This window comes from Chengkuizengella marina (assembly GCF_009910845.1).
Taxonomy (GTDB): domain Bacteria; phylum Bacillota; class Bacilli; order Paenibacillales; family KCTC-33759; genus Chengkuizengella; species Chengkuizengella marina.
The window spans coordinates 126,803-139,810 of the sequence record NZ_SIJB01000027.1 but is presented as its reverse complement, the minus strand read 5'-3'; the positions used below and the strand labels follow the sequence as shown (position 1 = coordinate 139,810).

Genomic DNA, 13,008 nt, shown 5'->3' with positions numbered 1-13,008 from the left:
ATTTGTTTATAAAAGATTTCTTTATTTTTGTAGGTTGTTTTAGATGTCAAATGCCTATTTCTTGCATACACTGTACTAATATGTTTGTATGAAGGAGGTACGGAAAGTGAAAATTCACATTATCAAAAAGGGAGAGACGTTGGAACAGTTATGTAAAAAGTATGAAGTTGATATAAATAAAGTGCTTCAAATAAATTCATCCTTATCTAGAGGGTATGAATTAGAACCTGGCCAAAAATTAAAAATCCCTTCTAGAACTAAACAACTTAAGTTTCAAAGACACAATCAAAATGAAGTTAAAACAAGTCAGGTGAATAAAAAAGCATCTAATCAAACTGTTCCAACAGGAAAACACAAAGATTTATTTGATGAATTTAACGTTCCTGCTACAGAAGTAGGGCATTTTTACGATGTCCCACCAGTTCCAGAATTAAATGAAATAGAAACAAAATCATTTAAAAATAAACAATTTCAATTTGAACAGAACAACAACAAATTATTTCAACCTCAAACGCCTTACGATGCAATGAATCATCAGCAATTGCAGAACCAAATGTCTTATGAACAAGTATCTAATCCTTGGTGGAATTCATATTCTCAAGTTACAAATCCAGAACAACAACCACAAGTAATTAATCCATATATGTCATTTGTAAATACACATCATTTCATACCAGCACATGAATACTCAATGAATAACCCAAATTATCAAAGACCTATGGAGCAACATGTCTTAAATAAAACTGCAAATAAAAGTGCAAATCTGACAGAAAAAAAAGCTTCTAATAAAGAGTCAGCAGATAAGAAATTAAAGGAAAGTAAAGTAAGAACAACAAACAGCTTAACAAATGAAAAACATGCACAAAAGGAACCGTCAAAAGCTAAAATTAAAAAATCTACCAAACGAAAATCAGTAAAAAACAGTTCTCGAATATCAAAATCAAAAAAAAACAAACCATGGATAAACTTGTAATCGATATAAGTAGTATAAACTCTTCTTTAAATGGTTAGAATAGGAAAAAACTCTAATTGTTAAAGAAGGCGATTAATGTGAATATTACTAAATTTCTAAAACAATTAAAAAAACAACTACGTTTGAAGAAAAAATGGCTGACGTTTGCAACATTTATCATTATGTTCGGTACTATATCAGTGTACATTTTATTAAATGAGGAACAAACAGATATAAAAACTACATTTTTGAATGGTTTTTCTAATGATGACAAAATGGATCAAATTCAGAATGAGGGTTCATTAGAGCTTTTAATCACAGATTCTCAAAAAAGAGAAGTGATCATTAAAAAAGTGTATGTTTGTGGAGAAGAAGTGAAATCACTAGGAAGTTTAAATAGTCAAGAAATTTTAGAATTGTATCAAAATAACCCGCAATATACTTTTGAATTTACTGAAGAAGGCAGCATTGTATTTTCAGAATCTATTGAGGACCTTTCACCAAAATGCAAGGAAAGTGCCTATTTTGGCGTCAGTGAGGATGGGAAATTAACATTATTTGATGGTTTACCTATACATGACAACGTGCTTAGAACTTTTTTCCAATTGGACATTGAACATTTGGAAAGCAGTTTACCAGTAGGTACTGTACAGCAATTAGTTGAAGGAATTAGAATTAAAGATTTTGAGGATTATAACAGCATCCTTTCAACATTTAGTGAGTTTACTGCAGTTGATCAATAAAAAGATAAAATATTTAGTTTGAAAAAGAGATAGACATTTATTGTCTATCTCTTTTTTTAGGACTGTTTAGAAACTTCCACATGGATTTATTTTTGTTAGCTTATGTTTTATAGGAAGAATAAAAACAAATATAAGTGTGCTATTATGAGGGAAACAAGTGTAATTGGAGCCCCAATTAATAAAAACTTTATATAACTAAACCCTTTTCCTTCACGAGAGGCCATACCAGCTACAATGACATTTGCTGATGCTCCTATTAAAGTACCATTTCCTCCTAAACAAGCTCCTAATGCTAATGACCACCATAACACCTCAAACTGTGGTGAATCTGCGCTCAGACCCATCCCAACTGCCATATCCTGCAATAAAGGGATCATCGTGGCAACAAAAGGTATATTATCTATTGTCGCGGAAGCAACACCTGAAATCCAAAGAATTAAATAGGCAGCGAAAGGGATATCTCCACCAGTTACATCCAACGCTTTTTGAGCTAAAGATCCAATTAAGCCAATATCAATAAGACCACCGACTAATGTAAATAATCCAACAAAGAAGAAAATGGTTACCCATTCTACAGATTCAAAAACCTCTTCTAAGTCGTGTTCTTTTACTCCAATTAACATAAGCAGTGTAGCACCTGCCATGGCAATAACAGCAGCTTCAAGATGAAGCACATTATGAAGCATAAATCCAAGAATGGTTAGAAGTAGCACTGCTACAGACTTTTTCATTAATACTGCATCTTTAATATATGTTCTTTCATCTAAACTCATTAACTTGTCAATCATTTCCTGACTTGTTTTAACTTGTTTGCGATATAAAAAGTAAATAATGATTATTGTAACAGCCATGATGACTAATACAACAGGTGCAAGGTTAATGATAAATTTATTGAAAGTTAAATGAGGATTGGCTGAACCAATCATAATGTTTGGAGGATCTCCTACAAGGGTTGCTGTTCCTCCGATATTGGAAAACAAAATTTCCGATATTAAGAATGGAACTGGATTTACATTTAAAATCCTTGTAATTGAGAATGTAACAGGAACAATTAAAAGAACAGTAGTTACATTATCTAAAAATGCGGAACCAACAGCTGTTAATAAAGAAAGGTAAAGTAAGATAGTGATTGGATTTCCTTTTGCTACTTTTGCTGTTTTGATAGCCACATACTGGAATACACCTGACTTACTAGTGATACCTACAAGTATCATCATACCAATTAATAAAGTAATCGTATCCCATTCAATATGATGAGTAAATGCAAGCTCCAAATCTACAATTCCAAGTACAATCATTAATCCAGCACCAAATAATGCAATGACGGCTCGATTGATTTTTTCAGATATTATAAAAGCATATGCAAATAAAAAAATGGCAATGGCAGCCCAATATTGAAAATTACTTACTTCTGATATTACTTCTTCGTGCAACGATCCCAACTCCCTCTAGTGAATATAAATTGTTAGTTATCTGCAATGACTTCGCCACTGCAAGATGGACAAGTTAATTTTGATGTGTCTGCATTTAAATCTGAAATAAAATATGAAAATTCACATTGCTTACAATCTACTTTTAATAAGCGATCAATTAGCAGTTTTTTTGATTTTGAACCTGGTACAGATGTTTCAATAATTTCGATATGTTCATCATTTACTGAATCATCTTCTTCTAACAACTTCCCTTTTGTTTCTTCTTCAGTACGCCAATCACGTCCCACAATATGTTGCTCTAACATGCTATGTGATGTGTTTTTCATCATTTTTTTTGCAAGGCTGATCAGTTGTTCATTTGTTAAAGAATTAAACGTTAAGTCACTATTTTGTTTATTCCAATACCCTTTAAGGTGGTCTTCAGTAAAAACTAATTTGACTACCTTATGAATCACAACATTTTTCATATGTTCTCCCCCTTTTTCATGATTCTCTAAAGAATATTATATGTGTTTTTAGAATGATTCTCAAATGAATTAAAAATTTAAATGATAATTCAATGTTCTTACCATATAATATACTTAATCTAAACCATTATGTATTAGATCATTCCTGCAAAGATAGGGAGAAGTGATGAAAATGATGGAAATATGGTTAAAGTTAGGATTAGCATCTGCAATGGGATTTATGATCGGGATTGAACGTGAGATTAGGAGAAAGCCACTAGGACTAAAAACTTGTTTTGTTTTAGCAGTAAGTAGTTGTTTATTAACAATAGTTTCCATTGAATCTGCATATCATTTTGACAAACCAGATCGAATTATGATGGATCCCATGCGTTTAGCTGCACAAATTGTAACTGGAGTTGGGTTTATTGGAGCGGGGGTTATTTTGCGACGAAGTAATGATGTGATAAGTGGATTAACAACAGCAGCGATGTTATGGGGAGCATCTGGATTAGGTATCGCGGTAGGTGCTGGGTTTTATATTGAGAGTTTTATCGGTGTTGCATTTATTTTATTTGGAGTTGAAATTGTTCCTCGCCTTATAAAATGGATCGGTCCAAAGACACTTAGACTCAAAGAAAAGAAATTGAAGATATTCCTAGATAGCAATGAAAACATGACTGAAATCATAAAGGAAATCAAATCAAAAAAAATTAATATTAAAAATGTGATCGTAAAGGATTTAAAAGAAGGAAAATACCTAATGGATCTTCGGATTATGGTAGATGAAAAACGATATACAACAGATGTTTATTATGTTATTCATAGCATTAAAGGAGTTGTGAATGTTGAAATAGAAGGTTAATCAAACGAAAATGAAAAGTGAGTGTCACAAGAATAGAAGTCTGTTATAATAATATCAATACATATGTTCCCTTCCATACATATTTCATAAGTAATTTATAAGGTAAACCATTTTTAAATAAGAGACAGGGGAGACAAGGTTGCGAATATTAGGAATTGATCCGGGATATGCCATTGTAGGTTTTGGTTTTGTGGATAAAATTGGTAGTCAGTTAGTGCCAGTTCAATATGGATGCATTCAAACAAAAGCCCACACCGACCCATCCATTCGCTTAATGGATATTTATGATTCATTGATTCAATTAATTGATAAATATAAGCCAGATGCAGCTGCAATTGAACAATTATATTTTAATCGTAATGTGACTACTGCGATTGCTGTAGGTCAAGCTCGTGGAGTTTTAATGTTAGCTTGTAAACAAAAGGGGCTGGAAATCGGAGAGTATACCCCATTACAGATCAAACAAGCTACTGTTGGCTATGGAAAGGCAGAAAAAAAGCAAGTACAAGATATGGTGAAAATGTTTTTGAGCTTATCTGAAATACCAAAACCAGATGATGTTGCCGATGCATTAGCTATTGCTATATGCCACGCACATTCATCCACTTTGCAAACCAAATTACAAAATAATTTAACAAGAAGAGGAATGTAATTATAATGTTAGATTTTTTAAGAGGAACTGTTGCGCAGATGCAAACAGATTACATCGTTTTGGATGTAAACGGTGTTGGATATAGAGTTTTTTGCTCAAATCCATATGTTTTTCAAGTTGATAAGGAGGTTCAGGTATTAATACACCAGCATGTTAGAGAAGATGCTATCTTACTATATGGATTTAAAACAAGAGAGGAACAAACTTTATTTAGAAGATTGATTGATGTTTCTGGAATAGGACCACGTGTTGCAGTAGGAATTCTTTCCGGAGCTACTCCTCAAAATATTATTAGTTCCATTCAGCAAGAAAACATTACTTTTCTAACTAAGCTTCCTGGTATAGGTAAAAAAACAGCTCAAAGGGTTATTCTTGATTTGAAGGATAAATTAGATCATATAGTATCGAATGATTCAACACATGACTATAATGTAGCAGTTTCGTTAGATCAAAGTGATGTTTCTATGCCTGCACCTTGGGTGGAAGCTAAAGAAGCATTAATTGGTTTAGGTTACTCAGAAAAAGAAGTCGATCAAGTTTGGGAAGTGATAAGAACTAATATTGATCAAAATGATACAGTAGAAACGATTATGAAAAGAGCATTACAATCCTTGTTTGAGGGTTAAGGAGGGGAAACATGGATGATGATCGCATAATTTCAGCTAATCTTATGATGGAGGATCAAGAAGCGGAATTAAGTTTAAGGCCTCGATTTTTAGCTGAATATATTGGACAAGAAAATATCAAGGAAAATTTGAAAATATATATTGAAGCAGCTAAATTACGTAAAGAAGCACTAGATCATGTATTATTATACGGTCCTCCTGGATTAGGAAAAACAACACTCTCCAACATTATTGCCAATGAATTAGGAGTTAATATCCGAGTAACATCTGGTCCAGCTATTGATAGACCCGGAGATTTAGCAGCAATTTTAACAAATTTACAAGAAGGGGATGTGCTTTTTATAGATGAAGTTCATCGTCTAAACAGGCAGGTGGAGGAAGTATTATATCCAGCAATGGAAGATTTTGCATTGGATATTATTATAGGAAAGGGACCTAGTGCTCGTTCCGTCCGTTTAGACTTGCCTCCATTTACACTAATTGGAGCCACTACAAGAGCTGGTTTGCTGTCATCTCCATTACGAGATCGATTTGGTGTGATGTGTCGTTTGGAGTTTTATACAATAGATGAATTGAGTTATATTGTTACAAGAGCTTCTGAAATATTAGAGGTTGATATTATAGGGGAAGCGGCTAATGAGATTGCTAGACGTTCAAGAGGTACACCCCGTATTGCCAATCGTTTATTAAAAAGAGTACGTGACTTTGCCCAAGTTAAAGGGGACGGAATCATTACCATTGATATAGCACAAACAGCACTTAAAAATATTCAAGTTGATGATTTAGGGTTGGATCATATTGATCATAAAATTTTAAAAACAATTATAAAAAATTTTGCTGGCGGTCCAGTAGGTTTGGAAACGATAGCTGCAACTATTGGAGAAGAAGGTCAAACGATTGACGATGTTTATGAACCTTACTTATTGCAAATAGGCTTTTTACAACGAACTCCTCGTGGAAGAGTAGTTACACCACTTGCATACAAACATTTGGGGATTGCAATGCCAGGACAATAGAGTATTAAACGATGATGATCTAAATAGAAAGTATTTAAGGCCCACGTTGGAGGGGGTCTTATTCTTTATTCGAAAGGTTTTTGTTATTTTTTATTTTTGTATATGAAACTTTTAATAGTAAAGGGAGTCTAAATTAATAGAATAGAAACTTTAAAAAATATTAGCATTTTACAGGGGGATCGTATAATTTATGTCACTTATTCGAACAGGAAAAGGAATGAAGTTTGGGCTTGTTTTCGTTATGTTTTTTTCGACTATATTATTCCAATTTTCCGGAAAAGCGCATGCAGCCAAAAGTATAAAAGAAGATATTCGCGTTGCTTTAATGATACAATCATTACATACTAAACCAAGTGCCACATTAGTTGCTAATGGTGGGTTAGAGGTTGGGATTAAGGCTTCTACTGGTATAAAAAAATGGGTTTCTGAGGATGTTTCTGAAAAAGTAAAAGTTAGTTTAGACCAGTATATGCTTAAAATAAAAGAAACTAGTGATTTTAATGAAGCGGCTTTATTAAGTGAAAAAGTTGAAGATGGTACAGGGTTTATTTTTAAGTTGAATAGAGATGGAAATACGAGATATCAAGTGTATGCGGGTACCTATGCTAGTATAAGTGAAGCAAAAAGTATCAAGTCATCCTTAGAAAAATCTCTAAATCAGTCTGACATTATAATTACTGGTCCAAACTATTTGAGTGCAGCTTCATACGATCGTAAAAAAGATGCAGAGAACCTCATTTCTGATTTATCTGGAGTAGGAATAGACAGCTATTTAGTATACGAAGAAAATAATAAAGGCGAATTAATGTATTCAGTATGGGTAGGAGAAGCAGTAGATCAAAGTGATTTAACCGATATAAGGAATGAGATCACAAGTTCGTTCCCTGGATTGGAATTGAAGTCTATAGAAGCAGCTTCCCCATATTTAGTGGTTAGAAATGGACTATCACCAAATGACAAAAATTCAACCATCCCTCATTATTTTATTAATGCAAATGGACAAAAATTATGGATTACATCAGATTTATCAGATATAAAAATAGAAGAAAAATATAATCGTTCGTATAGAGGTCATATAGAGATTACCCAATATAAAGATCGTTTAGCTGTCGTTAATGAACTTCCTTTTGAACAATATTTATATAGTGTTGTAAGTACAGAAATGGGTTCAGAGTGGCCATCTGAAGCATTAAAAGCTCAGGCCATTGCAGCACGTACATATGCATTACAACTAGGAATGAAATATGAAATCGCACACATTTCAGATACTACATACGATCAAGCATATAAAGGATCTAGTGTAGAAGATACTCATGTAACAAATGCTGTCAAGGAGACAGAGGGAATCGTTTTAAAAGCTTCTAATGGAGAGTTGATTATCCCTTTTTATTATTCTAATGCGGGTGGTTTAACAGCTGCTCCTTCAGAAATATGGTATTCCCCGATTGATTATGTGGAGAGCGTACCTAGTCCTGATGATATTGCAGAGGAAGGACTTCTATTGTGGGATCACGTTGTCTTAGCTGACGGAACTATTGGGTATATTAGAACGGACTTTACAGGTAAAACGAGCAAAACGAATTCAGCAGGTTTTCCAATTGTTAAAGTCACCGATAATCAAATTAATGTAAGACAGGCACCTTTTGTAAATAATGATATCAATGCTCCAATTGCAAAAGTAAGTACTGGAGATCAATTAATTTTACTTGAACAAGTAATAGAGTCCAATTCATATAGATGGATAACTAAACCTTATTCTGCTGATGAATTACTTGAGAGTATAAACAATACTTCAAACAACGTCATCACTGGAGAGCTGAAATCATTGGAAATTACAGATCGAGGACCTTCAGGGAGAGTTTTAGAGATAGAAGCAAATGGTACAGTAATAGAAGTAAGTTATCCAGATCGATATCGTACTGCTTTAAGTAGTGTAAGAAGTACTAGATTTGAAATTGATCAAACGAACAATTATACTGTATTAGGTGTGAATGGGAATACAATTGAGTTTCCTGATTCAGACGAAAGATTACATGTAATAGATTCAGGATCAACTTCTGAAAAGACCGATACAGATTTTATTGTATTAAATGGAGACAATCATATCCGTGTGCTAACAGAAGAACCACAGTTTCGTATAATTGGTTATGGATATGGTCATGGTTTAGGTATGTCCCAATGGGGTGCTAGACAGCTAGCTGAATTTGTAGGGTATGATTACCAAGAAATACTGAAATACTACTATAAGGATGTTAACATCGAAAAGGTTGATTAATAATCATGAATGTAAATTTATATAATTTTGATTTACCAGAACACTTAATTGCTCAGACACCATTAGTGAACAGAACCAAATCTCGCTTATTAACATTAGATAAGATTTCAGGAGATGTAGAACACAAACAGTTTGAAGATTTCATTGAATTTTTACAGCCGAATGATACACTTGTGCTGAATAATACAAAAGTAATCCCTGCTAGGCTTTTTGGAATTAAAAAACATACGGGTGCAAAAGCAGAAGTTTTATTGTTAAAAAATTTAGCAAATGATCGATGGGAAGCTTTAGTTAAACCAGCAAAAAGATTGAAAAAGGGATCGATTATTGAGTTCGGTACATTGGATAACCCTCTCTTATCTGCTGAAGTTCAGGAAGAAAGTGAAATGGGTCAGAGAGTTTTAAAATTTACTTATAAAGGCATATTTCCTGAACTCTTAGATCAACTAGGTCATATGCCCCTGCCCCCATACATAAAGGAACAATTAGAAGATAGAGATCGTTATCAGACGGTTTTTGCCAAAGAAGAAGGTTCAGCAGCAGCCCCAACAGCAGGTCTGCATTTTACCGAATCGTATTTAAACAAAATCAAAGATAAAGGTGTTACGATTACTTATGTTACATTGCACGTTGGTCTTGGAACCTTTAGACCCGTTTCTGTAGAGGAGATCCAAGATCATAAAATGCATTCGGAATATTATGAAATGAGTGAAGATTGTGCAAGAACGTTAAATGACTCTGTAAAAAGTGGTGGAAGGATTATTGGAGTTGGTACTACTGTGGTTAGAACATTAGAAACTGTAGCCATTCACCAAAAATTAGGAGAATTTAAAGCATGTAACGGTTGGACAGATATATTTATATACCCTGGATATGAGTTGAAGTTAGTCAATGCTTTGTTGACTAATTTTCATTTGCCTAAATCCACGTTGCTAATGTTGATTAGTGCATTTGCTGGAAGAAAAAAAGTGTTGCGAGCATATGAACAGGCTATTCAAAAAGAGTATCGTTTTTTTAGTTTTGGAGATGCCATGTTTATTTATTAAAGTAAGAGAGGACTATAGTTAATAATGCCATTAAAATATGAACTGATAAAAACATGTAAACAGTCTGGTGCACGGTTAGGTAAAATCCATACTCCGCATGGAACAATAGATACACCCATTTTTATGCCGGTTGGCACACTAGCCACTGTAAAAACAATGAGCCCTGAGGAATTGAAACAAATGGAGGCTCAAATTATTTTAAGCAATACATATCATTTATTTTTAAGACCAGGTCACGAAATTGTGAAAGAAGCAGGTGGGTTACATACTTTTATGAACTGGGATCGCCCCATATTAACAGATAGTGGGGGATTTCAAGTTTTTAGTTTAAGTGAAATGAGAAAAATCACCGAGGAAGGTGTTGAGTTTCGTTCTCATCTTAACGGTGATAAATTGTTCATTTCTCCTGAAAAGTCGATTGAAATTCAAAATGCGCTTGGAGCAGACATTATCATGGCATTTGATGAATGTCCACCTTATCCAGCAGATTATGAGTATGTAAAAAAATCTTTGGAACGGACCACGAGATGGGCAGAACGTTGTATTCAAGCTCATCAAAAAAAAGATGAGCAAGCTTTATTTGGTATCGTTCAAGGTGGTATGTATGAAGACCTTAGAAAACAAAGTGCAGAACAGTTGACTTCTTTTGATTTTCTAGGTTATGCTATTGGTGGACTAAGTGTTGGTGAACCCAAACATTTAATGTATGAGGCATTGGAATTTACAGTACCACATCTTCCAACTCAAAAGCCTCGTTACTTAATGGGAGTTGGTTCTCCAGATGCTTTATTAGAAGGGACAATTCGTGGGATGGATATGTTTGACTGTGTCTTACCTACAAGAATTGCTCGAAATGGTACTACGATGACTAGTGAAGGCCGATTAGTTATACGAAATGCCAAGTTTGAAAAGGACTTTGGACCACTCGATCCAAATTGTTCTTGTTACACCTGCACTCATTATTCACGTGCATACATACGACATTTGTTAAAAGCAAATGAAATCTTTGGAATTCGTTTAACAACTTATCATAATCTGCACTTTTTAATTGAATTGATGAAAAATGTCAGACAAGCAATAGCTGAAGACAGGTTGTTGGATTTCAAAGAGGAATTTTTTGTTCAGTATGGCCTACATAATAATGATAAAGGATTTTGAAGGGAGGGTAATATATGTTATTAGCAGAAGCAACAAATGCAGGAGAGCCAAGTATATTTACTACTTTTGTATTACCATTAGTCTTAATGTTTGCAGTGTTTTATTTCTTGTTAATTAGACCACAACAAAAAAAGCAAAAAGCTCGTAACTTAATGTTGGGAGATTTAAAAAAAGGCGATAAAGTTATTACAATTGGTGGTATTCATGGTACAATCTTTGAAATTACAGATGATATGGTAGTTCTCCAAATAAATGATGCTACAAAAATGACATTTGACCGTTCAGCAGTTAATGGTGTAAAAACGGATTAAATGATAAAAATTAAAAAAGCAAGGATTGGGTTTCTTCCCGAGTCCTTGCTTTTTTTAACATATAATATGTCACCACTATTAAAAATAGGGCTATTTATTTTATTGTTCAACAGTTTCATCTGAACGGTTGTTTTGAGCATATTGCTCTGTTTTACTTTTTCCGAGTTTAAACCTTCCGTCAGCGATACGTTGTGCGGTATAAGAAGCAAAAAATGCAAGTAATACGCCACCAATCATATCCGTTATCCAATGAATCCCTAAATAAAATATAGAGAATATAATAATACCTGCACTGATAAGAACAATTGTCTTCCATCTAAAATTGTTTGATTTTAAAGCGATTAAAGAAAGAGTTACGGAAATGGAAGTGTGCAAACTTGGGAAACAGTTATTTAATCCCGATAAAGCTCTATATTCAGTTTCAAACGTAGGAAAAACGTCTAGCATTAGAAATTGTACGCCTGCAGGTTCATGTGCCCAAACTTCATTAATAGGAAAAAATAAGTAAAATGGAATCGCAATCCCGTAGTTAAGCATGATAGCATAACAAAAAGTATAAAACAGTTTATTATCTTTTTCATTTAAATAAACTAAAAAGGAAGCGATGATTAATGAAGTAAATACCACAACGTAAAAATAAACTACAACATTAGTAAGCAAATCATTGTGAAAGAAGTTCTGAATTGTATATACTATATCTCCTTCCCATCTATGAAACAGAGGGGTAAGGTCATAATTTAATCTCATTTTTTCTTCAATCGTCAATTCAATTTTATTTAAAAACAAAATGAATGCTATTGCAACAAAGTGAAGTATCATTTTCCACGAAGTAAAAAATTGTTTTAATGATACAAGAGCGGGAGTTAAAGGATTTTTAGGATAGAGATATACGAATAATACCACTATAGTTAAAAAGATATATATATATACTTCTGTCATCGATTCAATAGTCAACTTTTCCCCCTCCTTACATACGTTATAAACACAATCAGCAACTGTTAATTATAGCATATAATAAGGAGGATGTAAAAAAGTGTTCTTACTTTCTGAAATTAACTCCAAAAATCCCACCAATAGCTCCTAAGAGGAAAGATAATACCAAAAACATCATCGATTTTGTAGTTAGTATTAAAGAGTCAAATCCTAAAAAGCTGATCATTAGTATTAAAATACAATACACAGTTCCTAATAAACCACCATAATACCAACCTTTAGTCCCTTTTCCCCTTCCAGAAATAAACCCACCTATAAATAGAGATAGACCATGAATGAGATACACATATGTATCTAATGAACTTTCCTTCATGCTGCTGAATTTAAGAATAATGGATGTGATTAATGTTAAGATTGCCAGTGCCACAAATGCATAAAAAATACCAGATAACATGGGGGAGAATGGTTTCATTTGTGTCGTTTTATTCAAAATAATTCACCTCCAGAATGGAAACACTTAACACATTTTATGGTCAAGCACTTAAAATTAGT

The 13,008-nt window shown here is 33.4% G+C and carries 14 protein-coding genes; 10 read left to right on the top strand and 4 right to left on the bottom strand.

The features are described 5' to 3' along the window. Window positions 1–106: 106 nt before the first annotated feature. Both ERL59_RS12530 and ERL59_RS12525 read left to right on the top strand, forming a co-directional pair. Window positions 107–973, top strand: a complete 867-nt coding sequence (locus ERL59_RS12530) for a LysM peptidoglycan-binding domain-containing protein (protein WP_160646562.1) — start codon at window positions 107–109, stop codon at window positions 971–973. A 77-nt stretch (window positions 974–1,050) separates the two neighbouring features. Then, on the top strand, window positions 1,051–1,695 hold the full coding sequence (locus ERL59_RS12525; RefSeq protein WP_160646561.1) for a BofC C-terminal domain-containing protein: 645 nt from the start codon (window positions 1,051–1,053) through the stop codon (window positions 1,693–1,695). A gap of 107 nt (window positions 1,696–1,802) precedes the next feature. On the opposite strand, the gene ERL59_RS12520 is transcribed toward ERL59_RS12525, so the two are convergent. Both ERL59_RS12520 and ERL59_RS12515 read right to left on the bottom strand, forming a co-directional pair. Continuing rightward, on the bottom strand, window positions 1,803–3,128 hold the full coding sequence (locus ERL59_RS12520; protein WP_160646560.1) for an ArsB/NhaD family transporter: 1,326 nt from the start codon (window positions 3,126–3,128) through the stop codon (window positions 1,803–1,805). Window positions 3,129–3,160: 32 nt separating this feature from the next. Continuing rightward, window positions 3,161–3,595: a hypothetical protein gene (locus ERL59_RS12515; RefSeq protein ID WP_160646559.1), complete on the bottom strand. Its 435-nt coding sequence runs from the start codon at window positions 3,593–3,595 to the stop codon at window positions 3,161–3,163. A gap of 172 nt (window positions 3,596–3,767) precedes the next feature. Between ERL59_RS12515 and ERL59_RS12510 the strand changes: the two genes are divergently transcribed. The 8 genes from ERL59_RS12510 (at window position 3,768) to yajC (ending at window position 11,523) form a co-directional block, all read left to right on the top strand. Beyond that, window positions 3,768–4,439, top strand: a complete 672-nt coding sequence (locus tag ERL59_RS12510; RefSeq protein ID WP_160646558.1) for an MgtC/SapB family protein — start codon at window positions 3,768–3,770, stop codon at window positions 4,437–4,439. Between the two features lie 139 nt (window positions 4,440–4,578). After that, window positions 4,579–5,091 carry a crossover junction endodeoxyribonuclease RuvC gene (gene ruvC, locus ERL59_RS12505; protein ID WP_160646557.1) on the top strand — a complete coding sequence of 171 codons (513 nt, stop codon included), beginning with the start codon at window positions 4,579–4,581 and terminating at the stop codon, window positions 5,089–5,091. Between the two features lie 5 nt (window positions 5,092–5,096). Next, a complete protein-coding gene (gene ruvA / locus ERL59_RS12500) occupies window positions 5,097–5,717 on the top strand; it encodes a Holliday junction branch migration protein RuvA (protein ID WP_160646556.1) in 621 nt (206 codons plus the stop codon). An 11-nt stretch (window positions 5,718–5,728) separates the two neighbouring features. Beyond that, window positions 5,729–6,733, top strand: coding sequence for a Holliday junction branch migration DNA helicase RuvB (ruvB, locus tag ERL59_RS12495; RefSeq protein ID WP_160646555.1), 1,005 nt, complete (start codon window positions 5,729–5,731; stop codon window positions 6,731–6,733). A gap of 190 nt (window positions 6,734–6,923) precedes the next feature. Beyond that, window positions 6,924–9,008, top strand: coding sequence for a SpoIID/LytB domain-containing protein (locus ERL59_RS12490; protein ID WP_160646554.1), 2,085 nt, complete (start codon window positions 6,924–6,926; stop codon window positions 9,006–9,008). Between the two features lie 5 nt (window positions 9,009–9,013). Continuing rightward, the gene (gene queA / locus ERL59_RS12485) at window positions 9,014–10,054 is read left to right on the top strand and encodes a tRNA preQ1(34) S-adenosylmethionine ribosyltransferase-isomerase QueA (protein WP_160646553.1); all 1,041 of its coding nucleotides are present in this window, start codon (window positions 9,014–9,016) and stop codon (window positions 10,052–10,054) included. Window positions 10,055–10,078: 24 nt separating this feature from the next. Beyond that, window positions 10,079–11,212, top strand: a complete 1,134-nt coding sequence (gene tgt / locus ERL59_RS12480; RefSeq protein ID WP_160646552.1) for a tRNA guanosine(34) transglycosylase Tgt — start codon at window positions 10,079–10,081, stop codon at window positions 11,210–11,212. A gap of 14 nt (window positions 11,213–11,226) precedes the next feature. After that, window positions 11,227–11,523: a preprotein translocase subunit YajC gene (gene yajC, locus ERL59_RS12475; RefSeq protein ID WP_160646551.1), complete on the top strand. Its 297-nt coding sequence runs from the start codon at window positions 11,227–11,229 to the stop codon at window positions 11,521–11,523. Between the two features lie 99 nt (window positions 11,524–11,622). Here the strand turns inward: yajC and ERL59_RS12470 are convergent, their stop codons facing one another. Both ERL59_RS12470 and ERL59_RS12465 read right to left on the bottom strand, forming a co-directional pair. Continuing rightward, window positions 11,623–12,477 carry a phosphatase PAP2 family protein gene (locus ERL59_RS12470; RefSeq protein ID WP_235929877.1) on the bottom strand — a complete coding sequence of 285 codons (855 nt, stop codon included), beginning with the start codon at window positions 12,475–12,477 and terminating at the stop codon, window positions 11,623–11,625. An 85-nt stretch (window positions 12,478–12,562) separates the two neighbouring features. After that, the gene (locus ERL59_RS12465; RefSeq protein ID WP_160646550.1) at window positions 12,563–12,946 is read right to left on the bottom strand and encodes a TIGR04086 family membrane protein; all 384 of its coding nucleotides are present in this window, start codon (window positions 12,944–12,946) and stop codon (window positions 12,563–12,565) included. Between the last annotated feature and the right edge of the window lie 62 nt (window positions 12,947–13,008).